We start from the raw sequence: 23,426 nt of genomic DNA, 5'->3' as shown, positions 1-23,426 counted from the left end.
GGCGGCGAAAGGTCAAGCAGTTTCGCCCCGGCGAGGGTCGCGGGCATGATCAAATCACCGCGTCAGTTCGGCGGCTCGGCCCGGATGCCGATGCGCAGGGCCCGGGCCAGGCGGTCGCGATACTGGCGCAGCCACGCGGCGACCTCCTCGGCCGGCAGCGGGCGGGCGAGGACATAGCCCTGGACATGGCCGCAGCCGAGCTGGGCCAGCATCGCATGTTCCCCCGGCGTCTCCACCCCCTCCGCCAGGGTGTCGAGGCCGAGCTGTTCGGCCATGGCCAGGATCGCCGTGACGATGCGCTGCTGGCCGCGGTCCACGTCCACCTCGCGCACGAAGGAGCGGTCGATCTTCAGCCGGCGCAGGGCGAAGCGGCGGATCGAGGTGATCGAGGCATTGCCGGTGCCGAAATCGTCGAGATCCACGCCGCAGCCCATCTCGGAGATCCGGGCGATGTTGCGCGCGATGGCATCGTCCGACGGGGCGGCGATGACGGTTTCCAGCACCTCGATCGTCAGGCGCCCGGGGGCGAGGTCGTGGCGGTCCAGCGTCCAGCGCAGACGCTCGGGCAGGCCGGGATCGCGCAACTCCTGCGCCGAGAGGTTGACGGCCACGGTCGGCACGCGCAGCCCCGCTTTCTCCCATGCGGCCAGCGCGGCAAGGCCCTGTGCGATCATCGCCTGGCCAAGCTGTTGCATGAGTTCGGTCCCCTCGATCGCGGGCAGGAACTGGCCGGGGGCAAGGATTCCGCGTTCGGGGTGGTGCCAGCGCGCCAGCGCCTCGACCCCGGTCACCTCGCCGCTGTCGGTGCTGACCTGGGGCTGGAAATGGGCGCGGATCTGGCCGCCGTCGATGGCGGCGGCAAAGCCGGCGCGCAGCGCGTCGCGGGCGGCCCGCATCCCGGCGAGATCGGCGGTATGGGCCCGGATCGCGGCGGGGCGGTGACGCCCGGCCTCATCCGCGGCGACCTGGGCGGCATCCAGCAGCGCGCGCCCGTCGGCGCCGGGCAGAAGCCGCGCATGGCAGAAACCGATCGAGCAGGTCACCTGCGCCACGTCCAGGCTGAGGGCCATCGGTTGCTGCACCACCAGCTGCATCCGCCCGGCGATGGCAACCATCGCCTCGAAATCCAGGCGCAGGGTCGGGCCAAGGACGACGGCCATGCTGCCATCCTCAAGCGCGTAGAGCCGGTCGCCGGGACGCAGCGCGCCGCGCAGGCGGGCGATGCAGGCGGCCAGAAGCCCGGACTGGCGGACCCGGCCGTGCCGGTCGCACAGGTCCGAGGCATCGTCGAACTGGATCACGAAACAGCCGGTGGAGGCGCCGGTGGCCGTCCCTTCGGCAAGCGCCAGGTCCAGCGCCCGCGCCACCTGGTCCGAGACCGGGACCGCCGTCCCCCTGCCCCGCCGCATCGCGGCCACCGCTGCAAGTGTGCCCAGGGAAAGGGGAATTATCGCAACCTCGCCCCCGAGCATCAGGGCCAGCAGCATCGCCGCCGGCAGGAACAGAAGCAGTCCGGGCCGGTCAATTCGATCCGCAATCCGTGCGAGCGTCATTCCACCATCCCTGCCCGGTTCACCTCATGTTCCGGGCAGGTTAGCGGGATGTTCGTGATCAGTTCCTTAACGCTCGTCCGGAAGTTGCGTAGAATTGTCGCCATCTGCCAGAGCGGCAGTCAGCCCGGCAAAGTCGAACAGCGCGGGATCGGCCAGGTGCGAGGGCCGGACGTTCATCAGCGCGCGGAACATCACCTGGCGGCGGCCCGGCATGCGCGCCTCCCATTCGTCGAGGAGCTTCTTGACCTGGGCGCGCTGCAGCCCGTCCTGGCTGCCGCAGAGGTCGCAGGGGATGATCGGATAGTTCATCCCGGCGGCGAATTTCCCGCAATCCTCCTCGGAGACGAAGGCCAGCGGACGGGCGAGGTAGAGATCGCCCTCCTCGTTCAGCAGACGCGGCGGCATGCTGGCCAGGCGGCCGCCGTGGAAGAGATTCATGAAGAAGGTCTCGAGGATGTCGTCGCGATGATGCCCCAGGACGACCGTCGAGCAGCCCTCCTCGCGCGCGATACGGTAGAGATTTCCGCGCCTTAGCCGGGAGCAGAGGCTGCACATCGTCCCGCCCGGCTTGATCTTGTCGATCACCACCGAATAGGTGTCCTGGTATTCGATCCGGTGCGGGACACCCATCTTCGACAGGAAGCCGGGCAGGACCGTCGCGGGGAAATTGGGCTGGCCCTGGTCGAGGTTGCAGGCCAGGATATCCACCGGCAGAAGGCCGCGCCATTTCAGCTCGTGCAGGATGGCGAGCAGCGTATAGCTGTCCTTGCCGCCCGAGAGGCAGACCAGCCAGCGCTCGCCGGCCCTTGCCATGCCGTAGGTGTCGATCGCCTCGCGCACCTGTTGCACCAGGCGCTTGCGGAGCTTGCGGAACTCCAGCCCCTTGGGCGCGCCGTGGAAGAGCGGGTGGATGTCGTCGTCGGTGTCGTCAAGCATGGGAGCCTCGCGCGGGATGCGCCCTTATGCCAGAGGCCGGGGCCGAGGGCAAAGCGGGGGTGGGCGGGGATTGGTTGCGGGAAGATGAACGCGTGCGTCCGGCGGGGCGGCGGCGGAGGCGGGCAAGGGTCTGGAAACGCTGCGTTAACCGGGCTTTTCCCGACCGGCGGGACCGTCTGCCTTGCGTCTGGCATCTGTCTGGCATCGGTACAGACGCCGGGCGGGAGGAGAGGCTGTTCACCTTGCCCCCGCGAATCGGGTGGTGCGCTGTAGCGCAGCCTACGCTGGCGCGGCGGTCGGAGGTGGCGGGCGCCGGTGACCTCGATCCCGGCGCCAGAGAGGTCCGGGCAGGGAACCGGAGCACATCCGCCACCTTGCGCGGCGGGCAGGAGCGGGGTTGATCCTGCCCCGCGAGTCGGATGGTGCGCTGTAGCGCACCCTACGCTGGTGCGGCGGTCGGAGGTGGCGGGCGCCGGTGACCTCGATCCCGGCGCCGGAGTGGTGGCTGGACGGGTCCGGGCAGAGGAACCGGAGCACATCCGCCACCTCGCGCGGCGGGCGGGAGCGGGGTTGGCCCTGCCCTGCGAGTCGGATGGTGCGCTGTAGCGCAGCCTACGCTGGTGCGGCGGTCAGACGTGCTGGGCGCCGTTGACCTCGATCTCGGCGCCGGAGATGTAGCTGGACTGGTCCGAGCAGAGGAACCAGATCACATCCGCCACCTCGCGCGGCTGGCCGAGGCGCTGCATCGGCAGTTTCTCGACGATCTTCTCGGTCCCCGGCGAGAGGATCGCGGTCTCCACCTCGCCGGGAGCGATGGCGTTGACGCGCACGCCGAGAGGGCCGAAGTCATGCGCCATCTCGCGCGTGAGCGCCGCCAGCGCCGCCTTCGAGGTGGCATAGGCCGCCCCGGCGAAGGGATGGACGCGCGAGCCCGCGATGGAGGTGACGTTGACGATGCTGCCCCGCGCGGCGGTAAGCTCGTCCTTGAGGCCGCGTGCCAGGATCACGCTGGCGAAGAAATTGACGTGGAAGACATGGCCCCAGGTGCGCAGGTCGGTCTCGAGCGTGTTCAGCCGCGACCCGCCGGGGCCTTTCGGGCTGATTCCGGCGTTGTTCACCAGGGCATGGATCCTGCCGCCGGCCTTCTCCTTGATCGTCTCGATCGCGGCGATGGTCTTGTTCGGGTCGGCGAGGTCCAGCTCGATATGGCTCGCCTCGCCGCCGGGCCAGGGGCAGCGCGGGTCGAAAGGCTGGCGCGAGCAGGTCAGGACCCGCCAGCCCTCGGCCGAGAACCGCTTGACGGTGGCATGGCCGATCCCCCGGCTTGCGCCGGTCAGGACGAGGGTTTTCCGTTCGGACATCGGGGTCTCCTTTGGCGTGACAAGCTACCCTTGCCGACGGGGAAGGCAAGGCTTGGCAGGGGGGCGGAAAAGGCTTATGCGGCGCGAAAGCATGGAGGTCCCGATGAAGCAGCAGACCCTGACCGCAGAAGACGCCAAGACCACCGCGAAGATGCTGTCCGAGGCGCTGCCCTACCTGCAACGCTTCGAGGGCGCGGTGGTGGTCGTCAAGTTCGGCGGCAATGCGATGGGCGACGACGCGGCGATGGCCGAATTCGCCCGCGACATCGTGCTGATGAAACAGGTCGGCGTGCATCCGGTCGTGGTGCACGGCGGCGGGCCGATGATCAACGAGATGCTGCAAAAGCTCGGGATCAAGTCGGAATTCGTGCGCGGCAAGCGGGTCACCGACAAGGCCACCGTGCAGGTGGTCGAGATGATCCTCTCGGGCCTCGTCAACAAGCGGATCGTGCAGGCGATCATGGATGCGGGCGGGCGCGCGGTGGGGATCTCGGGCAAGGACGACGACCTGATGGTCTGCGAGCCGGACGATCCCGAGCTGGGCTATGTCGGCCGCCCGGTCGAGATGAACGTGCAGGTGCTGCGCGACCTCTACAACGCCGGGATCATCCCGGTGGTGGCGCCGGTGGCGACGGGGATGCAGGACAACGAGACCTTCAACGTGAACGGCGACACCGCCGCCGGGGCGATCGCGGGGGCGCTGAAGGCGGATCGCCTGCTGCTGCTGACCGACGTGCCGGGGGTCAAGGATGCCTCGGGCGAGGTGATGACCCAGATCACGCCGGAGGAGATCCGGCAGATGACGCGGGACGGGGTGATCTCGGGCGGGATGATCCCGAAGACCGAGACGGCGCTGATGGCGATCGAAGAGGGGACGCGGGCGGTCACGATCCTGGACGGCAAGGTGCCGAACGCCTGCCTGCTGGAGCTGTTCACCGACCACGGCGCGGGCAGCCAGATCCGATCGACCGAGCCGCGGGTGAAGCCGCAGGTCCGGCGCTAGGCTCCCGGACCCGGCGCGTCGCTTGCGCCGGTGCAGCGGGACGCGGGGGAAGCGGCCTGGGCTGTCATCGCCCGCCGGGGAACATTCCGGCGGCGCCGTAATGCTTGCAGACCTCGGCAAATGCCTGCGCAAGCTCGGCATGGGCCGGATGGCCGGGGCCGAGGTCCCTTTGCTGCCACCAATCCTCCGCCAGATCATGCAGGGATGTGCCGCCGTCCCTGGTCCGCGTGAACCTGTAGCGGCCCAGGCGGATCGAGGCGCCGTCTGCCCGGAACGTGGGAATGGCGCGATCTGCGCGCGATCCCGCCCCCTGCAGGAGCGGAACCAGCGATTGCCCCAGGCCATGCGGCGGGGCGGGCAGGCCCAGCATTGCCAGGACCGTCGGCCCGACGTCGATCAGGCCGACCGGATCGGCCACCTCCTGCGGCCGGGGCCGGGCAGGGTCGTGGAGGATGAGCGGCACATTGGCGACCTGTTCCAGGAGCGTCGATTTCCCGAAACGCCGCTTTTCCCCCAGATGCATGCCGTGATCGGTCAGGATGACCAGGATGGTGTTCCCGGCATGGCGCGAGGATTGCAGCGCGTTCCAGACCGTTCCCAGATGGTGATCGCCATGCGATATGGCCGAGAAGTAGTTGCGGACGCTCTTTTGCCAGTGCCGCTTGCGGTCGGTCTTGAAATTGGCCCGGACGGATTCCGACCGCTCTCCTTCGGGCTGCAACTCCTCGTCCCATTCCGGCGGATATTCGAAATCGCCGACCCTGTAGAGCTGCTTGAAACGGGCCGGGGTGATGAAGGGATTGTGCGGGCTGAAGAAACCGACCTCGCGGTAGAACGGGGCGTCGCCGTCGTAATTCGCGATGAAATCGGCAAAGGACCGGGCGGAATGGGCGTCGTAATAGCCGCCGTCATCCTCGGGATCCAGGGTCGCGATCCCACCGCCCGCGCCGCCCGAGATATTGGCGCTGACGCCGGGGCGAAGCCGGAGATCCCGGGGAAACTGCTTCGGCGCGTCCGAATAGAGCTGGTCGTGGATCGCGCCGGGAAGCGGGACATAGCCGTGATGCACCTTGCCGCCGGACGAGCAGAAATAGCCGTTGCGCTTCAGGCCGTGGGACCAGATGTCCCCGGGCTTCAGGATGCTGAAGGCCTCGATGCGGTTGGAGAGGATGCCGGTCTCGATCGGCGAGCGGCCGGACATGAAGCTGGCGCGCGAGGGGCCGCACAATGGCGACTGGCAATAGGCGGCCGAGAAGGTGGTCGAGACCGCGCGGATCCGGTCGAGGTTCGGCGTCTGCAATTCCGCGCCGAACAGGGTCTTGTATTTCCAGAAGGCGACGGCGTCGTCGAAGCTGACGAGGACGACATTCTTCCGCTTTTCGGCTGGGCTCATGGGGCTATCCGTCGATTTCAAGCGCCAGCGCCATGGCGGCCCGTTCCAGATCGTCAAGCTGCATGGCCTGGGTCTGCCGGAACAGTTCGGCGAATTCGGGGGTGTCGCGCAGTTCGGCGGCCTTGGCCCGGTGCCATTCCACCCCGGCCAGATGCAGCCGCTTCACCTCTGGATCGGCCATGAGGCGCGCGGTTTCCGCCGCGAGACGCGGAAGGTTGCGCATGATCGCGACATCCCGGTTCTGCGACCAGTCCATCCGCACCCAGTAGTTAAGCCCGATCGAGCGGTCGACATGCAGGGCCCGGCCGCGCTGGCGCTTGATCAGGAAACTTTCGGCCGAGCGGAGCGCATAGTGATTGAGCTGCAGCAGGTCATAGCCGATGCTCGACGGATCCGAGCGCCAGCCCTTTTCGTGATAGCGCGCGGGCATCGGCTTTCCGGATCCGTTGACCCATTGCACGGGGGCGCCGGGATCGCGCTTGTTCGGCCGGTGGCAGGAGAGTTTGCCATAGGCGCCGGAATTGCGGGTCATCGTCTTGAAGCCCCAGGAGGTATGCGGCTTGGGGCAGTATCTTGGCGCCGCATGATCGAATTGCGCGATCACCGGGCGGTCCTCGAACGTCTCGACCCGGTTGTTGCCGAACATGCGCCAGGTCATGGCGACATTGGTGGCGTCGGGGACGCGTTCGAGGAAATCGTCCAGCGTGCCGTTCCCGACCCGGACATTGATGAACTCGTCCACGTCGATATGGATCAGCCAGTCGGCCTTGCGGACCAGATCCTCGCGCAGGGCCTTGTTCAGGGCGTGCTGCTGCGGCGAGTTTCCCTTCCAGTCGTCGTTCGGCCGGTGCTGGACGATGCCGAGCTCCGTCAGGCGGTCCAGCAATGCGTCGGTGCCGTCGCTGCAATCATTGGTGTAGATCAGGAAATTGTCGACGCCGATCTGGCGATGGTAGGCGAGCCATTCCAGGACATAGGGGGCCTCGTTCTTCATGCAGGCCAGGATGACCTTGCCGGTCTTGCCGGCAGGCAATGGCACGGGCGCGGTTTCGGCGAAGGGCGCGGATTCAACGTCGCTCGGGGGGCCGATCCGGTCATGCGGCGCGAAGCGGTTGCCTTTCAACGAAACGAGGATCTCTTTCGCCTTGTCGGACAGCAGGCGTTCGGCTGCGGGAGTCATTCCGGCGCGCTCTGCCGGCTTTGCGGTCGTGGCCTCAAGGATGGCGGGCAGGATCGCGGCGACATATTGCGTCGCGCGAAAGCCGAAGCCGGGATCTGGCTCGGCCCAGGCGGGCCGGGGCCCGTCCGGGCCGAGGCAGTTGGCGAGGTCCGGAAAGCGGGCGACGAGCGAGCGGTTTTCGAGCTGGAACCGGCGGGAGAGGGCGGCCAGCCCCCCCGCCTCGACCGGCGGGCCGGGAAGCGACGCCTCGGCCAGGAGGCCGCGCCAGAGCGGGCGCGGGACATTGCGGCCCGTCGCCAGCACCCTGGCCAGAACGGCGTTCAGCTGGCGCCAGCGGGCAAGCGTGACGGCGGAGGCCGGGGGATCCGCGGGCGGGGCCGCGATCTTCCTGCGCAGGGCCTTCAGGCCGAGAAGCGTGCAAAGCTGGTCCGGGATTGTCGCGCCGGTCGGGTCGTGGGGGCGCAGGATCACCTTGTCCGCGCCGAAGACCTGCTGCCAGCGCGCCACCAGCGCCGGGTAGTCGAGCCAGTGCGGGATCCCCTGGATCTCGGGGCAATCGTGCGCGCTTTGCACCGGGCCCCAGCCGGCAATCGCCGTTGCGGCCCAGGGCGCGCCGCTTTCCGCCAGCGAAAGCTCTTGCTGCAGGGAGGCGAGACGCCCGTGGCGCAGGGCCTCGGCGTAGAACCGGGCCAGGGTGCGCGCCTGTTCGTCCAGATGGGCGAGGATCGTGATATCCCCGGACAGGGGCGCGAGGAGGGAGCGCAGCCGCTCGAGCTCGGCCGTATCGGGCAGGGTCGCGAGTTGCGGCGCGGAGAACAGGAGGAGGCGGGCGTCGGGATGGCGCGCGGCCTCGGCCTGAAGCTCTTGCGCGAGGTCGCGGCGCAGCTTTTCCTGCACCGGGGGCGGGGCGAAGCCGCGGGCGTGGCGCAGCGGGTCGGCGCGGCCGGGGTCCGACACGGCCATGTAGAGCCGGCTGTGGTTGCTGCGGCCCGCCGCGCCGGAATAGAGTACGCCCTTGCGCAAAAGCTCGGGCCGCAGCTGCCCGAGGGCCGATTGCATCGCCTCTGCCCCACATTCCGGCACACCGATATGCACGACGATCCGCATCAGCGCCGGCTCACCTGATCAACTCCAGCAGCGCCAGTTCCGCCGGGCTTTCGGTCGGAAGCTGCCGCAGCCGGTCGCGCAGGGCGCGGTAGTCGGGATCGGCCAGGAGACGGTCGCGGGTCGCGCGATGGGCGGCGACGGCGGTGTCGTGCAGGTCGCGCAATCGCGCATCGGCCCGGAGCCGGGCCATTTCCGCGCAAAGCCGCGGCAGCATGCGCAGGATCGAGCGATCCTCGTGGGCGGGATCATTGCGCTCGCGCCAATAGCTGTCGTCGAAAGTGCGGTTCTCGCGGTTGACGTCGCCGCGGTCGTTCTTCACCAGATAGCTGTCCAGCGAGCGCAGTGCGTAATGGTTGAGCGTCGCAAGGGCGCGCGCGCCCCTGGCCGGAAACTTGCGGATCCATTGCTTGCTGCCGGCGGTGCGGAATTTCCAGGGCACATCACGCCCCGAACCATCGGTCCAGGCCGGGCGGTCGGTCTTCTTCACGCCCTCGGCCATGAAGGGCCGGTGCGCGCCGTAGTATTTCACCGGGAAATCGCGGCGGATCAGGGTCTTCACCTCTTGCCGGGTCTCGGCGCACCAGATGTCGGGATTGTGCGAGCGGGTGAATTGCTCGATCACCGGGCGGTCCTCGAAGGTCTCGATCCCGGCATTGGCGAAGAACTGGAAGGTCACGCTGATGGCATGGGGATTGCCGCAGGCCGCGACCAGTTCGGGGATGGTGCCGTTGCCGGTCTGGATGTTCAGGAATTCGTCGACATCGGCGATCCAGATCCAGTCGGCGTCAAGCACGACGGGCTGCCGGCGCGCGTCCTTCAGCGCCTCCATCTGGTAATTGCGGCCCTCGGCGGGGTTGGGCAGGTGGCGGACGAGGCCCAGGTCCTGCATCCGGTCGAGGATCCGGTCGGTCGCGTCGCTGCAATCGTTGGAATAGACAAGGAAATCGGTCACGCCGATGACCCGGTTGAAGGCGATCCATTCGATCAGGAACGGCCCTTCGTTCTTGACGCAAGTCACGGCCGTTATGCGCAAGAGACTGTCCGGGGTTGCACTGGTTACTGTAGCCCCGACTATCGCCGAGGCCCGCCGGAAGATCAAGCCGGCGGGCCCCGGGGGTGGTCAGTGCCCGAGGATCTGGCTGAGGAACAGCTTGGTCCGTTCGCTTTGCGGGTTCGAGAAGAACTCTTTCGGGGCGTTCTGTTCGACGATCTGGCCCTGGTCCATGAAGATGACCCGGTTCGCCACCGCCTGGGCGAAGCCCATCTCATGCGTGACGCAGAGCATCGTCATCCCCTCCTGCGCCAGCTGGATCATCGTATCCAGCACCTCCTTGATCATCTCGGGGTCGAGGGCGGAGGTCGGCTCGTCGAAGAGCATGATCCGGGGCTTCATGCACAGGGACCGCGCGATGGCGACGCGCTGCTGCTGGCCGCCGGAGAGCTGGCCGGGGTATTTGTGCGCCTGTTCCGGGATCTTGACCTTGGAGAGGAAGTACATCGCGGTTTCTTCCGCTTCCTTCTTCGGCACCTTGCGGACCCAGATCGGGGCCAGGGTCAGGTTCTCGAGGATCGTGAGGTGCGGGAAGAGGTTGAAGTGCTGGAACACCATCCCGACCTCGGACCGGACCTTGTCGATGTTCTTCAGGTCGTTGGTCAGTTCGGTGCCGTCGACGATGATCTGGCCCTGCTGATGTTCCTCGAGCCGGTTGATGCAGCGGATCAGCGTCGACTTGCCCGAGCCCGAGGGGCCGCAGATCACGATGCGTTCGCCGCGCATGACGGTCATGTTGATGTCGCGCAACACGTGGAACTGGCCGTACCACTTGTTCATGCCGGTGATCTGGATCGCGACCTCGTCCGAGACCTGCATTTTAGCTGCTTCTGCCATGATGTGCCCTTAGCGATGATCGGTCTTCAGCTTCTTTTCCAGATACATCGAGTACCGGGACATGCCGAAGCAGATGATGAAGAAGATGGCGCCGACGAAGATGTAGGGCTCCCAGTAGATGCCCTTCCAGTCGATGTCGGCGCGCACGATTTGCGTGACGCCCTTCAAGGGGTCCATCAGGCCGACGAAGGCGACCAGGGTGGTGTCCTTGAAGAGGCCGATGAAGGTGGAGACGATGGCAGGGATCGAGACCTTGAGCGCCTGCGGCAGGATGATGAGGCGCTGCGCCCGCCAGTAGTCGAGGCCGAGCGCATCCGCCGCCTCGTACTGGCCGCGCGGCAGGGCGGCGAGGCCGCCCCGGATCACCTCGGCCAGGTAGGCGGCGGCGAAGAAGGTGACCAGGATGATCACGCGCAGGATGATGTCGAAATTCGTCCCCGGCGGCAGGAAGTATTGCAGGAGGAGCGAGGCGGTGAAGAGCAGCGTGATCAGCGGCACGCCCCGCACGAATTCGATGAAGCCGACCGAGAGCGTCTTGACGATCAGCATGTCCGACTGGCGGCCCAGCGCCAGGAGGATGCCGATCGGCAGGGAGAAGGCGATGCCGGTGACGCCGATCACGATGGCAAGGAGGAAGCCGCCGAACAGATCGGAGTTGATCGCGCGCAGGCCGAAGGGCAAGGCGCCCTGCAAAAGGCCGGATACCGGGCCTTGCAGGTAGAGCCACCAGAGCACCGCCGCCACGATCCCCGCCCCGGCCGCCGGGGTGAGGCCGATCACCGGCGCGGCGAAGCGGAACACGAGGTAGAGCAGGACGAAGCCCGCCATGGCGACGATGGGCGCCCAGACCGTGCCGCCCCACAGGAGCCAGAAGCACAGCGCGGGATAGATCGCGGTGAACCACAGAAGCCGTCCGGGCTGCACCTGGGACAGGGCCGTGAGGCCGAGCACCAGCGCCACGGCGAGCGCGAAGGCGGCGGCGGGCGTCTCGGCGAGGGTCAGCGTCACCACCAGGTAGACCGCGATGCCGCCGAGGAGGAAGGCCATGTTGCGCTTCTGGCCCGCGAACAGGACCGGCGCGAGGGCGACGAAAAGCAGTCCCAGCGCCAGGATCGGCCGCCACCACTGGTCCGGCGGGTAGAAGCCGAACAGGAACTGGTGCCAGCGCTCGCGGATCATCGCCCAGCAGGCGCCCGTCGCGCCCTCTCCGGCCGTCTCGGCGACGATGGCGCGGCACTGGCCCAGGCTTTCCGCGTTCCAGACCGAGTTCAGCCACCAGGGCAGCGAGGCGGCGACCAGCGCATAGATCGCGGCCAGGCCGAGCAGCGTGAGGATCGCGTTCAACGGCGAGGAGAACAGGTTCTCGCGCATCCACTTGACCGCGCCGCGCTCGGTGATCGGCGGGGCCAGCGGGGGCAGCATCTCGCTGCGGGAAAAGTGCTGGTCCATCTTAGCGCGCCTTCAACTGGACGGAACGGTTGTAGAGGTTCATCGCCGCCGAAATGATCAGGCTGATCGTCAGGTAGATCAGCATCATCAGGAGCATGCATTCCAGTTCCCTCCCGGTCTGGTTCAGCGAGATGCCCCCCAGCGTGCCGCGCAGGTCGAGGTAGCTGACCGCGATCCCCAGCGAGGTGTTCTTGGTCAGGTTCAGGTACTGGCTGATCAGGGGCGGGATGATCACCCGCAGCGCCTGGGGCAGGATGATCAGGCGCGTGGTCCGGTTCGGGCGCAGGCCGAGCGCGAAGGCGGCCTCGCTTTGCCCGCGGCTGATCGCCTGGATCCCGGCGCGGACGATCTCGGCGATGAAGGCGGCGGTGTAGAGCGTCAGCGCGATCAGGAGCGCGGTGAAGCTGTGCGCGACCAGGATGCCGCCGGTGAAGTTGAAGCCCTTGAGCTCCGGGACTTCCAGATGGAAGCCGAGCGCGGCCATGAGCGCGATGAAGGGCCCGAACAGGATCAGGATCGACTTCCACCAGGTCGCCGGCCGCACACCCGTCGCCTCCTGCTGCGCGCGGGCGGCGGCGACGAGGCGATGGTTGACCCAGAACGAGCCCGCCACGACCGCGAGGGCGGCGAGAAGCGTGAGGTTCAGCGTGACGAAGCCCAGGTCGACCGAGCCGAGCCCGCGCTCGAACAGGGGGGCGGGGACGTTGGTGCCGCGGTTGGTGACGGCCACGGTGTCGAAGAAGATCATCGAGGCGGCGGGCGCCTCTCCGGCGGCGGCCATCTCGTCCGTCACCCGGAAATCGCGGGGCTGGGGCGTCGTCTCGGAGAGGATGACGTAGGACAGCAGGATCCAGAGCAGCAGGGGAATGTTGCGGAAGGTCTCGACATAGACGGTCATCATCCGGCTGATCAGCCAGTTGTGCGACAGGCGCAGGACGCCGACGATCACGCCGAGGATGGTGGCGAAGATGCAGCCCCAGAAGGCCACGACCAGCGTGTTGATCAGCCCGACCAGGAGCGCGCGGAAATGCGTGCTGTCGTTGGTATAGGGGATCAGCTGCTGGCCGATGTCATAGCCGGCGCGCTGCCAGAGGAAGGCGAAGTTGAACTCCTTCCCGCGCGCGGCAAGGTTCTGTGCCGTGTTGTTCAGAAGCCAGGCCACCGCCATGGCGAACAGAAGCAGGACCACGATCTGGATCGTGTAGGACCTGTACCGCGTATCGTATACCAGCATCGAGAGCCGAAAGCTGTCTTTCGGCACGTCCGTGGCCATTGCCATGGCTTCCCCCTGTTGCCCGCAGACGGCCCCGTTTTTCCGGTGGCGACGGGGTCGTGGCCCCTGGTCTGCCGGGTTGTCATTGTCGTGAAGAAAGGGGGCGCCACGATGGGCGCCCCCGGGCCGGGATCAACGGAACGGCGGGGCGTATTGCAGGCCGCCCTGGGTCCACAGCGCGTTCAGGCCGCGGGCCAGGTTGATCGTGGTGCCTTCGCCGATGTTGCGGGCGTAGACCTCGCCATAGTTGCCGACAGCGGCGATGGCGCGCTTGAAGGCGTCGTTGTCGAGCCCCATCTTCGCGCCCATCTCGCCCGAGACGCCGAGCAGGCGCTTGACTTCCTCATCCGTGGTCGAGGTCGCGACTTCCTCGACATTGGCCGAGGTCACGCCCTTTTCCTCGGCGACCAGCAGCGCGAAGAAGGTCCAGCGGACCACGTCGCCCCACTGGTTGTCGCCATGGCGCACGGCCGGCCCGAGCGGCTCTTTCGAGATGATCTCGGGCAGGATGATGTGGGTATCGGCATCCGGCATGGTCGCGCGGCTGGCGGCCAGGCCCGAGGCGTCGGTGGTATAGGCGTCGCAGGCGCCGGCCAGATACTGGCGCTGCGCCTCGGAGTCGTCGGCCACGGTGACCGGCTGGTAGGAGATGTTGTTCTGCTTGAAGAAGTCGGCCAGGTTAAGCTCGGTCGTGGTGCCGGTCTGGATGCAGACGGTGGCGCCGTCCAGCTCCTTGGCCGAGGAGACGCCGAGGTCCTTCTTCACCATGAAGCCCTGGCCGTCGTAGTAGTTCACCGCCACGAAATCGAGCGCCAGCTCGGAATCGCGCGAGAAGGACCAGGTCGAGTTGCGGACCAGGACGTCGACCTCGCCCGATTGCAGCGCGGTGAAGCGGGTCTCGCCGGTGGTGGGCAGGAACTTGACCTTGGTGGGATCGCCGAGGACCGCCGCGGCGATGGCGCGGCACAGGTCGACGTCGAAGCCGGTCCAGTTGCCGCTGGCATCCGGGGCACCGAAGCCGGTCAGGCCGGTGTTCGATCCGCAGATCAGCTCCCCCCGCGCCTTGACGTCATCAAGCGTTCCAGCCCCCGCCAGACCGGCGACAAGCGTGCTGGCCGCCAGCGCGCCGAAGAATACGGTCTTTTTCATTCTTACCTCTTCCTGAGTGAGCGGCCTTCCAGGGGCCGCGCTTTTTCTTGCTGCCGATCGACCCCGCGACCGGCGGACTGTGGAGGTGATCTCCCAGTGCGGCCAGTTTCGGCGAAAGCGGTTTGGGACGTCAAGCGGTAGCGGTCACATTCAGAAAAAACGCCTGTTTCCGCGGCGTTGTGGCAGGTCGGCACGGCATCGGCGATCAATTGCGCAGTCTTCGCGCCCAATTGTTACCGGCACAATGCGAAGAATCGGTCGGCCTGCAGGAAATCGCCGTGCTTGCGGGCGGTTGCCTCGGCCGCCTCCTCGTCCTCGCCCCATTCCTCGATCTGCCAGTTCTCGTCGATCCGGCTGAGGCTCCAGGCCTCCTCGGCGCCCAGCCGGCCCCGGGTCACGGCCAGCGCCAGCACCAGCGAGCCGGAGAGCGCGACGAGATCGTGGAAGGCCGCAAGCTGGAAGGGCGTCAGCGCATGGACGGCCGCGGAGAGGGCGGCGAGGCTGGCCTCGGGCTGGGGGCGCGGCATCACGCCGGGGGTGGGATGCAGCGGCGCGGCGAAGGTGGCGGCGGTCCAGTCGAGCAGCGGATCCCAGCCTTTGGCCTGGCGCTCGACCAGACCCTCGGGACGCTCGGCGCGGTAGCAGGTCAGGTCGCTGCCGCCGTATTCGGCCAGCATCCCGGCCACCGCCGCGAACTGCGGCGCGACCTTGTCGATGGCGGAATTCGCCATGCGGGTGAAGGGCATGACGGAAGGGTCGACCTTGCCCTCGACCGCCTGCCATTCGGCGGCGACGGCCCGCGCGAGGCCCTCGGTCGGCAGGACCAGCGGCGCCTTCAGCGGCGTGCGGACCGGCTTGCCGTCCAGCTGGACGGCGAAGCCGCCCCCGGCGGGAACCACGCTGGCCGTGGTCCAGAAGCGGCGGGGGGCCCAGACGCTCATCGGATCGCCTCGAACGGGTCGGCGGGGACGTCGCTTTCCTTCCAGTCCAGCAGTTTCCAGGTCCGGGCCATATGCTCCGGCAGCGGCGCGGTGAAGGTCATCGGCTTCTTGGTGATCGGGTGCTCGATGGTCAGGCTGCGCGCGTGCAGGTGCAGCTTCCTGGACAGGTCGCCGCCGGTGCCCGCGCCCCAGCCGTCGCCAAGGTTCTCGGTCTCGGAGCCGCCATACTTGCCGTCGCCCAGGATCGGATGGCCGATCTCGGCCATATGGGCGCGCAGTTGGTGGGTGCGGCCGGTCACCGGCTCCAGCGCCATCCAGGAGAGGCGGGTGCCGAGGAACCAGAGGGTGAAATAATCGGTATGGGCGCGCTTCGCCTCGGGGTGGTCGGCCATCTTCGCCGGGTGGACGCAGAGCATCTTCTCGCCCTCGCCCCCCCTGCCCCGGCCCGGCGCCTTTTCCAGCGCGAACTTGATCGAGCCCTGCCGGGGATGCGGCACGCCGGCGACGACGGCCCAGTAGATCTTGCGCGCGGCGCGGTGGCGCAGCGCCTCGGACAAGGCCCGCGCCACGCGGTCGGTGCGCGCCAGCATCAACACGCCGGAGGTGTCCTTGTCGAGGCGATGCACCAGCTTGGGCTTGTCCTTGTAGCCGAACTTCAGCGCCTCGGCGAGGCCGTCGACATGCCGGTCGCCCTGGCCTGAACCCCCCTGCGACGGCAGGCCGGCGGGCTTGTTCAGCACGATCAGATGCTCGTCCTTGTAGAGGACCGCCGCCTGGATCATCTTCGCATCCGCCGCGCTGATCCCCCTGGGGCGCACCTCGACCGGGGCGTCGGCGGGCGGCAGCGGCGGCACCCGCACCATCTGGCCGGGGGCGACCCGGTCCGCGGCCTTGACCCGGCCCTTGTCCACCCGGATCTGGCCGGTGCGGCACAGCTTCTCGACCGCGCCCTGGGTCAGGTGCGGGAAGCGGCGGCGCAGCCATTTGTCCAGGCGCTGCTCGCCCTCGTCCTCGGTCACGGTCAGGATCTGGACGGTCATGTCAGGCTCCGGGCGATGGCGGCGCCAAGGGCGACCGCGAGAAGGGAAAGCGCGACCGAGCCTGCGACATAGGCCAGGGCCTGCGCCGGCTGGCCCCCTTCGATCAGCTTCAGGGTGTCGAGCGAGAAGGCGGAAAAGGTGGTGAAGCCGCCCAGAAGGCCGGTGACCAGCAGGAAATGCCAGCCCTCGCGCGCGCCGAGCAGGACGAAGAGGACACCGATGGCGAAACTGCCCAGCACGTTCACCGCCGCCGTGCCCAGGGGCGCGCCGATGGCGGTGACCATCAGGTAGCGCAGGACGGAGCCCGCGGCGCCGCCAAGCGCAATCAGGGGAAGGGTCTGGGACATGGGCCCGGTTTGCGGCGGGGCGGGCGGATTGTCAATGTTGCCGCTTGCCCCGGGCCGGGTTGCGGCCCGGGGCGGGGCAGCGGATCAGTGCCCGGCCAGGAATTTCTCGGCGTCCAGCGCCGCCATGCAGCCCATTCCGGCGCTGGTGACGGCCTGGCGGTAGATGTGATCGGTCAGGTCGCCCGCCGCGAAGACGCCGGGGATCGCGGTGCGGGTGCTGCCCGGCTCGACCACGACATAGCCGCCGGAGTGCAGCGGCAGCTGGTCCTTGACCAGTTCCGAGGCCGGGGCGTGGCCGATGGCGACGAAGAACCCCGCACAGGGGATCTCGGACTCGGCCCCGGACTTGAGGTTGCGGACCTTGACGGCGGTGACGCCGAGCGGGGCCTCGGCACCCAGGATCTCGGTCACCTCGCTGTCCCAGACGACCTGGACCTTGGGATTCTTGAACAGCCGGTCCTGCAGGATCTTCTCGGCGCGGAAGCTGTCGCGGCGGTGGATGACGGTGACTTTCGCGGCGAAGTTGGTCAGGAACAGCGCCTCTTCCACCGCCGTATTGCCGCCGCCGATCACCACGACCTCTTTGCCGCGATAGAAGAACCCGTCGCAGGTGGCACAGGCGCTGACGCCGAAGCCCTTGAACTTCTCCTCGGAGGGCAGGCCCAGCCATTTCGCCTGCGCGCCGGTGGCCAGGATCACCGCATCGGCGGTATAGGTGGTGCCGCTGTCGGCGGTGGCGGTGAAGGGGCGCTGCTTGAGGTCCAGCGCGGTGATGTAGTCCGAGATCACCTCGGCCCCCATCGCCCTGGCGTGTTCTTCCATCCGGACCATCAGGTCGGGGCCCTGCACTTCCGTGTCGCCGGGCCAGTTCTCGACCTCGGTGGTGATGGTCAGCTGGCCGCCGGGCTGCAGGCCCTGGATCAGCAGGGGTTCCAGCATGGCGCGGGCGGAATAGACCGCGGCGGTATAGCCCGCAGGCCCCGAGCCGATGATCAGAACCCTGGTGTGACGCGTCTCGGCCATGCTTGCCCCCTGCAGAAATCCGGCCCCCGATATAGTCTGCGGCGGCAGGGGCGGAAAGCCCCCGCATGGCGGCCTTGCAGAGGGCGCAGGAGCCGCGACAATGCGTTTTCTTGCGCCCGGTTGAAACATTATTGCGCAAACCCGGCTCGGCGCTTAAGTAAGGTGACTTCAAAGAGGGCACCCCGAAATGGCCGGACACAAGCTAGACCCGATCGACCGTCAGATTCTGGCCGAATTGCAGGCCGATGGCCGGATGACGAATGTCGAGCTGGCCGGCCGGGTCGGAATCTCGGCCCCGCCCTGCCTGCGCCGCGTGCGCGGGCTGGAGGAGCAGGGCTACATCAAGGGCTATCACGCCGACATCGACGCGCGCGAGCTGGGGTTCGAGGTCCAGGTCTTCGCCATGGTGCGGCTGTCGAGCCAGGCCGAGGCCGATCTTTCCGCCTTCGAGGCCCGGTGCCGGGCCTGGCCGCTGGTCCGCGAATGCCACATGCTGAACGGCGAGATCGACTTCATCCTGAAATGCGTCTCGCCCGATCTTTCGACCTTCCAGAGTTTCCTGACCGAAGAGCTGCTGAAGGCCGACCATGTGGCGAACGTCAAGACCAGCCTGGTGATCCGCTGCGCCAAGGACGAGCCCGGCCTGCCCTTCGACGTGCTCGAGGCGCGGCTGGCGCGGAACGCCTAATCTGCCGGGGCCATCGGGCGGGTGGCCGCTTTCAGCCGCGAGGCAAAGCCCTTTTCGCCGGGCCTGAGCCGCCGCGCGGAGGGCTTTGCCGCGACGCGGGCGGGGGGGCGGGCCGCCTCCGCCTCGGCCACGGCCGCAAGCACGGACACGATCCAGCGCCGCCTGGTCTTCAACTCGATGATCATGCCCGTCCCCGTTCAGCATGTGGATTTCCGGGCAGGCTGGGGGCCGATTGCGGCGAGGATGCGGAAAAGATTGGGGCGAAACGGTGCATTTTCATGCCCGTTCGAGTTGAATCAGAGACGGATCGTCGCGATCAGCCGCCCGTAATCCGCTTCTCCGGCATGGGTGGTGCGGCGGAAGGAATAGAACCGCGCGGCGTCGCGGTAGGTGCAATGCCGGGTCCATTCCGCATGGCCCAGGCCCGCCGCGCGCAGCCGCCAGAGCCCATAGCCCGGCAGGTCGAACAGCAGCCGGTCGCCCGCGCCATTGGCGAAGAAGCGGGCGGCCTCCGGGTCCTCGTCGCGGAAACGGTCGAAGAATTCCGGCCCGACCTCATAGGCGGCCTGGCTGATCGTCGGGCCGATCACGGCGCGGATGTCGGCCCGCCGCGCGCCAAGCGCCTCCATCGCCTCGACGGTCGCCTCCAGCACCCCATCCGCCGCGCCGCGCCAGCCGGCATGGGCGGCCCCCACCACGCGCGCCTTCGGGTCGTGGAACAGGACCGGCTGGCAATCGGCGGTCAGCACGCCGAGCAGCACCCCCGGCGTGGCCGTGACCAGCGCATCCGCCTCGGGGCGGTCCTTGAGCGGGCCGGTGACGGGAATCGCCTTGGCGGAATGGACCTGGTGCAGGGTGACCAGCGCCTCGGGCGCGAGGCCCATCGCCTCGGCCACGCGGGCGCGGTTGATCGCCACGATCTCGGCCTGGTCCGACGAGCCGGTGCCGCAGTTCAGCCCCGCGAAGATGCCCGAGGAGGCCCCGCCCTTGCGGGTGAAGAACCCGTGGCGGGTGTCCAGCACGTCCGAGGTGATGATCTCCAGCGTCGAATGCATCAGGCGGCGAATCCGGGTGGCAAGGGGGCGTCGGCGCGGGTCAGGGCCAGCACCTTGAACAACGAACCCATTTCTGCGGGATCGGTCAAGCGGCGATGCGCGGCCCGGTGGTTTTCCAGCGCGGCGCCGGTCAGGTTCCGCGCCAGCCTCTCGGCCCGGGCCGCGATGCCGAGGCGCAGCAGGAACTCGCCCTGGGTGGTGTAGTGGTGGTGCGGGGCAAGGGCGGCCAGCGGCTCGAAATCGACATGGGCGGTCAGGTCGGCCTGACCGGGACGGGCCAGCGGCGGATCGAAGGCATGGGACCGCAGGGCTTGCAGCGTATCGCCCTTCGAGCGCCAGCCGCCGTAGTCGATGAAGAGCGCAAACCCGCCATGGCGCAGGATGGGGGCCAGCGTGGCCGCGACCGCCACCTGTGCGGGGGCGCAATGTTCGACCAGATCGCCGGGCCTTGCGGCGCGGAAGGCGGGACTGTCGGGCACCTGCGGCAGGGGGGGCGAGAGGCCGAAGGCCAGCGTCCCGTCCGCAAGCCCGACCAGCCGCTCGCGCCAGCCTTCGGGGGTCAGCTGGAACTGGCGGATCGGCAGGGCGTCCAGGAATTCGTTCGCCACCACGAACAGGGGCCGGTCGGGCAGATCCTCGACCCGGTCGAGCCAGAGCGGGACATGCGGGGCCAGCGTCCGCGCCTGCACCTCGCGCAGCCGGGGCGAGGCCTCGACCAGCACCGGCCGGGCCGCGGCGTGGAAGCCCGGCACGCCCCGCGTCGCGCGCAGGATGTCGGCCATCAGCGTGCCGCGCCCCGGCCCCAGCTCGGCCAGGGTGAAGGGATCGGGCGCGCCCTGGTCCAGCCAGGCCTGCGCCAGGGCGAGGCCCACCAGTTCGCCGAACATCTGGCTGATCTCGGGCGCGGTGACGAAGTCGCCGGCGGCGCCGAAGGGTTCGCGCGTGGTGTAATAGCCGTGCAGGGGATGCAAGAGGCACTCGGCCATGTAGTCGGCCACCGGGATCGGTCCGCCTTCGCGGATGCGTTCGACCAGCAGGCGCGCCAGCGGCGTCATCGGGCGCGCAGCACGAACCACAGGCCCGCCGCGATCATCGGCAGCGAGAGGATCTGGCCCATGGTCAGGCCGAAGTCGCCGAATTGCAGCGCCCAGCCGACCGGGTTGCCGGGCGAGACGAATTGCGCGTCGGGCTGGCGGACGAATTCCACCAGGAAGCGCGCAAGGCCGTAGCCCGCCAGGAACAGCCCCATCAGCGCGCCCGGCCGCTTCAGCCAGCCGCGCCGGAAGGCCAGCCAGATCAGGACCACGGCCAGCACCAGCCCCTCGAGCGCGGCCTGGTAAAGCTGGCTGGGGTGGCGGGCGCAGAGGCCGATCACGCCCGCGCAGTTCTGCGCCGCCTCGCCGGGGAAGATCACGCCCCAGGGCAGCGTCGTCGGGCGGCCCCAGAGCTCGGCGTTGATGAAGTTCGCGAGCCGTCCCAGCATGAGGCCGACGGGGGCCGCCATGGCCAGCAGGTCGCCCAGCGACAGCATCGGGATCCTCTCGCGGCGGCAGAAGATCAGGCCCGCGACGACCACCCCGGCAAAGCCGCCGTGAAAGGCCATGCCGCCCTCCCAGACCCGTACGATCTGCAGGGGATCGGCCAGGTAGGTCTGCGGATCGTAGAAGATCACATAGCCGAGCCGCCCGCCCAGGATCACGCCGAAGACGGCCCAGGTCAGGAAGCGTTCGACCTGCCCGGGGGTCAGCGGCGCCGCGCCGGACCACAGGCGCGGGGTGCGGACCGCGCGCAGGATGATCCACCAGCCGAAGAGGAGCCCGGCGATATAGGCCAGCGCATACCAGCGCAGCGCCAGGGTGAAGCCGAAAAGCTCGATCTCGAACAGGGTGGGCGAGATGTCGGGAAAGGGGATCATGCTGGCCTCCGTCCGGCGCTTGTCGCGGGCGGGGCGGGCGAAGTCAACCGCGCTTGCCCCTGCGGGCGGGCGGGGCCATATAGGACGCAGCCCGCAGAAGGAGAGGCCCATGCAAAGCCGCAACAAGTTCCTCGACGACATGAGCCAGCTGATGACCAATGCCATGGGCGTGGCGCAGGGGGCGAAGACCGAGGCGGAGACCGCGTTCCGCAGCTTCATCGACCGCTGGATGGCCGACCGCGATTTCGTGACGCGCGAGGAATTCGACGCCGCCCGCGCCATGGCCCAGAAGGCCCGGGAAGAGAACGCGGCGCTGGAAGCCCGGATCGCGGCGCTGGAGGCGGCGCTGGCGAAGAAGGGCTGACCGGGCGCTCGTCGATGACTTCGTCACTCCTCGCCGCGCATCGCCGGCGACGAGGAGACGAAGTCGAACGAGGAGCGGCGGTCAGGCCCGGACCAGACGGAACGCGGCCGAGGCGCCCCAGCCGGCAATCCCGGCCATCACCAGCGACAGAAGGCCGTAGAGCAGCGGCTGCTCCCTGGCGAGGTTGAAGATCCAGCGTTCCAGCCCCTCCTTACGCACGCCGATCACCCGCTCCTGGTGCGCGATCACCTTGCGGTCGCGCAAGAGGAACAGGCGGACCTTGTATTCGCCTTCGGTCAGGTTCGAGGGCAGCACGATGTCGGTGCGGAACAGCGTGTCCTCGGTCAGTTCCACCTTGCCCTGCAGCACGCGGTAGCGGTCCTCGTTCGTGCGCACCCTGAGCAGGCCCAGCAGGAACTCGCCCGCCTTGTCGGCCTCGGCGGTGATGCCGACGGCGCGGATCACCCGTTCGATGGTGATGCCGTAGCGCAGGTTGTCGGTGTCCGACAGGATGTGGTCCAGGGGCCCGGTGGTCGCCAGGGCGAAGAAGCTGGGCGCGCTGTCCACCCGCACCTCGGCGTTGTTCAGCCAGATGCCCGCCACGCGGTCCTTGCGCCGCACCGCGACCGGCGTCGAGGGCCCCTCGACCGTCACGATCACCTCCAGCGGACCCCGGCCCTCGGGCGGGGGGGCGTCGCGCTTGACCGCGCCGTAGATCAGGATTTCCGAGCCGTCGAAATCGGCGGTGATCGAGACGCGGTTCTGGCTCATCCCGGCCACGATCTGCTCTTGCGCGGCGGCCGGCAGGGCCAGCGCCAGAAGGAGGAGCGCGAGCCGGATCATGGCAGCACCGCGGCGACCGAGTAATGCTCGGCCGGCTCGACCAGGAGGTCCACCGCGATGCGGACCGAGACGGCGATGACCAGGAGCGACAGCAGGATGCGCAGTTGCTCGGCCTTCAGCCGCATGCCCACCCGCGTGCCGATCTGCGCCCCCACGACGCCGCCCAGGATCAAAAGGAGCGCCAGCATCATGTCGACCGACTGGCTGGTGACGGCATGCATGACCGTGGTGAAGGCGGTGACGAAGATGATCTGGAAGAGCGAGGTGCCGATCACCACCTTGGTCGGCATGCCCAGAAGGTAGATCATCGCGGGCACCATGATGAAGCCGCCGCCCACCCCCATGATCGCGGCGAGAAAGCCGACCAGCGCGCCCACGGCCAGGGGCGGGATCACGCTGATGTAGAGGCCGCTGGCGCGGAACTTCATCTTGAAGGGCAGGCCATGCACCCAGGAATGGACATGCGCGCGCCGGACCGGCCCGTCGGGCTTGCGCGCGCGCAGCATGCTGCGCAGGCTTTCCTGGAACATCATCGCGCCGATCAGGCCGAGGAAGACGACATAGGACAGTTGCACGAACAGGTCGACCTGGCCGGCCTCGGTCATCAGGCGGAAGACCCAGACGCCCAGCGCCGAGCCCGCGAAGCCCCCCGCCAGGAGCACCCAGCCCATGGTGAAGTCAACGCCCTTGCGCTTGAGCTGCGCCAGCACGCCCGAGACCGAGGAGGCCACGACCTGGTTCGCGCCGGTGGCCACCGCAACGGCCGGGGGAACGCCGATGAAGAACAGCAGCGGCGTGATCAGGAAGCCGCCGCCCACCCCGAACATCCCCGACAGGAAGCCCACGATCCCGCCCAGCCCGAGAATCAGGAAGGCATTGACCGATACCTCGGCGATGGGGAGGTAGACCTGCATGGCG

Annotated in this window: 23 protein-coding genes; 3 read left to right on the top strand and 20 right to left on the bottom strand. The window is 68.3% G+C overall.

The window, feature by feature from the left end:
- Positions 1-62: 62 nt before the first annotated feature.
- The 3 genes from I7S92_RS06055 to I7S92_RS06045 form a co-directional block, all read right to left on the bottom strand.
- The gene (locus I7S92_RS06055) at positions 63-1,553 is read right to left on the bottom strand and encodes a putative bifunctional diguanylate cyclase/phosphodiesterase (protein WP_197642593.1); all 1,491 of its coding nucleotides are present in this window, start codon (positions 1,551-1,553) and stop codon (positions 63-65) included.
- Between the two features lie 66 nt (positions 1,554-1,619).
- On the bottom strand, positions 1,620-2,489 hold the full coding sequence (gene ttcA / locus I7S92_RS06050) for a tRNA 2-thiocytidine(32) synthetase TtcA (RefSeq protein ID WP_197642592.1): 870 nt from the start codon (positions 2,487-2,489) through the stop codon (positions 1,620-1,622).
- A 629-nt stretch (positions 2,490-3,118) separates the two neighbouring features.
- The gene (locus I7S92_RS06045) at positions 3,119-3,850 is read right to left on the bottom strand and encodes an SDR family NAD(P)-dependent oxidoreductase (RefSeq protein WP_197642591.1); all 732 of its coding nucleotides are present in this window, start codon (positions 3,848-3,850) and stop codon (positions 3,119-3,121) included.
- A 103-nt stretch (positions 3,851-3,953) separates the two neighbouring features.
- On the opposite strand from I7S92_RS06045, the gene argB reads away from it, so the two are divergent.
- Positions 3,954-4,853: an acetylglutamate kinase gene (gene argB / locus I7S92_RS06040; protein ID WP_197642590.1), complete on the top strand. Its 900-nt coding sequence runs from the start codon at positions 3,954-3,956 to the stop codon at positions 4,851-4,853.
- Between the two features lie 64 nt (positions 4,854-4,917).
- Here argB and I7S92_RS06035 read toward each other — a convergent pair whose 3' ends face one another.
- The 11 genes from I7S92_RS06035 to trxB all read right to left on the bottom strand — a co-directional run bounded on the left by I7S92_RS06035 (position 4,918) and on the right by trxB (position 17,643).
- Positions 4,918-6,246 carry a sulfatase-like hydrolase/transferase gene (locus tag I7S92_RS06035; RefSeq protein WP_197642589.1) on the bottom strand — a complete coding sequence of 443 codons (1,329 nt, stop codon included), beginning with the start codon at positions 6,244-6,246 and terminating at the stop codon, positions 4,918-4,920.
- 4 nt (positions 6,247-6,250) lie between these two features.
- Positions 6,251-8,533, bottom strand: a complete 2,283-nt coding sequence (locus I7S92_RS06030; protein WP_197642588.1) for a glycosyltransferase family 2 protein — start codon at positions 8,531-8,533, stop codon at positions 6,251-6,253.
- A gap of 10 nt (positions 8,534-8,543) precedes the next feature.
- Positions 8,544-9,566 carry a glycosyltransferase family 2 protein gene (locus I7S92_RS06025; RefSeq protein ID WP_197642587.1) on the bottom strand — a complete coding sequence of 341 codons (1,023 nt, stop codon included), beginning with the start codon at positions 9,564-9,566 and terminating at the stop codon, positions 8,544-8,546.
- 87 nt (positions 9,567-9,653) lie between these two features.
- A complete protein-coding gene (locus I7S92_RS06020) occupies positions 9,654-10,421 on the bottom strand; it encodes an amino acid ABC transporter ATP-binding protein (RefSeq protein ID WP_197642586.1) in 768 nt (255 codons plus the stop codon).
- A gap of 9 nt (positions 10,422-10,430) precedes the next feature.
- Complete coding sequence (locus I7S92_RS06015; RefSeq protein WP_242070090.1) at positions 10,431-11,870, bottom strand: amino acid ABC transporter permease; 1,440 nt, start codon at positions 11,868-11,870, stop codon at positions 10,431-10,433.
- Between the two features lies 1 nt (position 11,871).
- Positions 11,872-13,149, bottom strand: coding sequence for an amino acid ABC transporter permease (locus I7S92_RS06010; protein WP_197642585.1), 1,278 nt, complete (start codon positions 13,147-13,149; stop codon positions 11,872-11,874).
- 126 nt (positions 13,150-13,275) lie between these two features.
- Positions 13,276-14,292 carry an amino acid ABC transporter substrate-binding protein gene (locus tag I7S92_RS06005; protein WP_197642584.1) on the bottom strand — a complete coding sequence of 339 codons (1,017 nt, stop codon included), beginning with the start codon at positions 14,290-14,292 and terminating at the stop codon, positions 13,276-13,278.
- Positions 14,293-14,525: 233 nt separating this feature from the next.
- Positions 14,526-15,233, bottom strand: a complete 708-nt coding sequence (locus I7S92_RS06000; RefSeq protein ID WP_197642583.1) for an ATP12 family chaperone protein — start codon at positions 15,231-15,233, stop codon at positions 14,526-14,528.
- Positions 15,230-16,273, bottom strand: a complete 1,044-nt coding sequence (locus I7S92_RS05995) for an RluA family pseudouridine synthase (RefSeq protein WP_197642582.1) — start codon at positions 16,271-16,273, stop codon at positions 15,230-15,232. The genes I7S92_RS06000 and I7S92_RS05995 overlap by 4 nt, the downstream gene beginning before the upstream one ends.
- On the bottom strand, positions 16,270-16,620 hold the full coding sequence (crcB, locus tag I7S92_RS05990; protein ID WP_197642581.1) for a fluoride efflux transporter CrcB: 351 nt from the start codon (positions 16,618-16,620) through the stop codon (positions 16,270-16,272). Before crcB ends, I7S92_RS05995 begins: the two co-directional genes overlap by 4 nt.
- 84 nt (positions 16,621-16,704) lie before the next feature.
- Complete coding sequence (gene trxB / locus I7S92_RS05985; protein WP_197642580.1) at positions 16,705-17,643, bottom strand: thioredoxin-disulfide reductase; 939 nt, start codon at positions 17,641-17,643, stop codon at positions 16,705-16,707.
- Between the two features lie 187 nt (positions 17,644-17,830).
- Between trxB and I7S92_RS05980 the strand changes: the two genes are divergently transcribed.
- A complete protein-coding gene (locus tag I7S92_RS05980) occupies positions 17,831-18,331 on the top strand; it encodes an Lrp/AsnC family transcriptional regulator (protein ID WP_197642579.1) in 501 nt (166 codons plus the stop codon).
- Here the strand turns inward: I7S92_RS05980 and I7S92_RS05975 are convergent.
- The 4 genes from I7S92_RS05975 to lgt all read right to left on the bottom strand — a co-directional run bounded on the left by I7S92_RS05975 (position 18,328) and on the right by lgt (position 21,301).
- Positions 18,328-18,516, bottom strand: coding sequence for a hypothetical protein (locus I7S92_RS05975; protein WP_197642578.1), 189 nt, complete (start codon positions 18,514-18,516; stop codon positions 18,328-18,330). The two genes, I7S92_RS05980 and I7S92_RS05975, sit on opposite strands and share 4 nt — an antisense overlap.
- 111 nt (positions 18,517-18,627) lie before the next feature.
- Positions 18,628-19,386, bottom strand: a complete 759-nt coding sequence (pgeF, locus tag I7S92_RS05970) for a peptidoglycan editing factor PgeF (protein ID WP_197642577.1) — start codon at positions 19,384-19,386, stop codon at positions 18,628-18,630.
- Entirely contained in the window at positions 19,386-20,441 is a 1,056-nt protein-coding gene (locus tag I7S92_RS05965) for a class I SAM-dependent methyltransferase (RefSeq protein ID WP_197642576.1), read from the bottom strand. Before I7S92_RS05965 ends, pgeF begins: the two co-directional genes overlap by 1 nt.
- Positions 20,438-21,301 carry a prolipoprotein diacylglyceryl transferase gene (lgt, locus tag I7S92_RS05960; RefSeq protein WP_197642575.1) on the bottom strand — a complete coding sequence of 288 codons (864 nt, stop codon included), beginning with the start codon at positions 21,299-21,301 and terminating at the stop codon, positions 20,438-20,440. The genes I7S92_RS05965 and lgt overlap by 4 nt, the downstream gene beginning before the upstream one ends.
- Positions 21,302-21,410: 109 nt before the next feature.
- On the opposite strand from lgt, the gene I7S92_RS05955 reads away from it, so the two are divergent.
- Entirely contained in the window at positions 21,411-21,665 is a 255-nt protein-coding gene (locus I7S92_RS05955; RefSeq protein WP_197642574.1) for an accessory factor UbiK family protein, read from the top strand.
- Between the two features lie 81 nt (positions 21,666-21,746).
- Here I7S92_RS05955 and I7S92_RS05950 read toward each other — a convergent pair whose 3' ends face one another.
- On the bottom strand, positions 21,747-22,508 hold the full coding sequence (locus tag I7S92_RS05950; protein WP_197642573.1) for a TIGR02186 family protein: 762 nt from the start codon (positions 22,506-22,508) through the stop codon (positions 21,747-21,749).
- Positions 22,505-23,422: a sulfite exporter TauE/SafE family protein gene (locus I7S92_RS05945; RefSeq protein WP_197642572.1), complete on the bottom strand. Its 918-nt coding sequence runs from the start codon at positions 23,420-23,422 to the stop codon at positions 22,505-22,507. The genes I7S92_RS05950 and I7S92_RS05945 overlap by 4 nt, the downstream gene beginning before the upstream one ends.
- Positions 23,423-23,426 lie beyond the last annotated feature (4 nt).

The sequence above is a fragment of the Tabrizicola soli genome (assembly GCF_015999335.1).
In the GTDB taxonomy this organism is placed as follows: Bacteria; Pseudomonadota; Alphaproteobacteria; order Rhodobacterales; family Rhodobacteraceae; genus Tabrizicola; species Tabrizicola soli.
Note: the sequence above shows the minus strand (reverse complement) of the source record. Positions and strands in the feature narration are given on the sequence as shown.

Coding starts and splice junctions, on each gene's coding strand:
- ttcA (WP_197642592.1), bottom strand. CDS start 2,489: ATGCTTGACGACACCGACGACGACATCCACCCGCTCTTCCACGGCGCG.
- I7S92_RS06030 (WP_197642588.1), bottom strand. CDS start 8,533: ATGCGGATCGTCGTGCATATCGGTGTGCCGGAATGTGGGGCAGAGGCG.
- I7S92_RS05945 (WP_197642572.1), bottom strand. CDS start 23,422: ATGCAGGTCTACCTCCCCATCGCCGAGGTATCGGTCAATGCCTTCCTG.
- argB (WP_197642590.1), top strand. CDS start 3,954: ATGAAGCAGCAGACCCTGACCGCAGAAGACGCCAAGACCACCGCGAAG.
- I7S92_RS06035 (WP_197642589.1), bottom strand. CDS start 6,246: ATGAGCCCAGCCGAAAAGCGGAAGAATGTCGTCCTCGTCAGCTTCGAC.
- I7S92_RS06020 (WP_197642586.1), bottom strand. CDS start 10,421: ATGGCAGAAGCAGCTAAAATGCAGGTCTCGGACGAGGTCGCGATCCAG.
- I7S92_RS06015 (WP_242070090.1), bottom strand. CDS start 11,870: ATGGACCAGCACTTTTCCCGCAGCGAGATGCTGCCCCCGCTGGCCCCG.
- I7S92_RS05980 (WP_197642579.1), top strand. CDS start 17,831: ATGGCCGGACACAAGCTAGACCCGATCGACCGTCAGATTCTGGCCGAA.
- I7S92_RS05965 (WP_197642576.1), bottom strand. CDS start 20,441: ATGACGCCGCTGGCGCGCCTGCTGGTCGAACGCATCCGCGAAGGCGGA.
- I7S92_RS05950 (WP_197642573.1), bottom strand. CDS start 22,508: ATGATCCGGCTCGCGCTCCTCCTTCTGGCGCTGGCCCTGCCGGCCGCC.
- crcB (WP_197642581.1), bottom strand. CDS start 16,620: ATGTCCCAGACCCTTCCCCTGATTGCGCTTGGCGGCGCCGCGGGCTCC.
- I7S92_RS05995 (WP_197642582.1), bottom strand. CDS start 16,273: ATGACCGTCCAGATCCTGACCGTGACCGAGGACGAGGGCGAGCAGCGC.
- pgeF (WP_197642577.1), bottom strand. CDS start 19,386: ATGCATTCGACGCTGGAGATCATCACCTCGGACGTGCTGGACACCCGC.
- I7S92_RS06000 (WP_197642583.1), bottom strand. CDS start 15,233: ATGAGCGTCTGGGCCCCCCGCCGCTTCTGGACCACGGCCAGCGTGGTT.
- I7S92_RS06055 (WP_197642593.1), bottom strand. CDS start 1,553: ATGACGCTCGCACGGATTGCGGATCGAATTGACCGGCCCGGACTGCTT.
- I7S92_RS05955 (WP_197642574.1), top strand. CDS start 21,411: ATGCAAAGCCGCAACAAGTTCCTCGACGACATGAGCCAGCTGATGACC.
- I7S92_RS06005 (WP_197642584.1), bottom strand. CDS start 14,292: ATGAAAAAGACCGTATTCTTCGGCGCGCTGGCGGCCAGCACGCTTGTC.
- lgt (WP_197642575.1), bottom strand. CDS start 21,301: ATGATCCCCTTTCCCGACATCTCGCCCACCCTGTTCGAGATCGAGCTT.
- I7S92_RS06045 (WP_197642591.1), bottom strand. CDS start 3,850: ATGTCCGAACGGAAAACCCTCGTCCTGACCGGCGCAAGCCGGGGGATC.
- trxB (WP_197642580.1), bottom strand. CDS start 17,643: ATGGCCGAGACGCGTCACACCAGGGTTCTGATCATCGGCTCGGGGCCT.
- I7S92_RS06010 (WP_197642585.1), bottom strand. CDS start 13,149: ATGGCAATGGCCACGGACGTGCCGAAAGACAGCTTTCGGCTCTCGATG.
- I7S92_RS05975 (WP_197642578.1), bottom strand. CDS start 18,516: ATGATCATCGAGTTGAAGACCAGGCGGCGCTGGATCGTGTCCGTGCTT.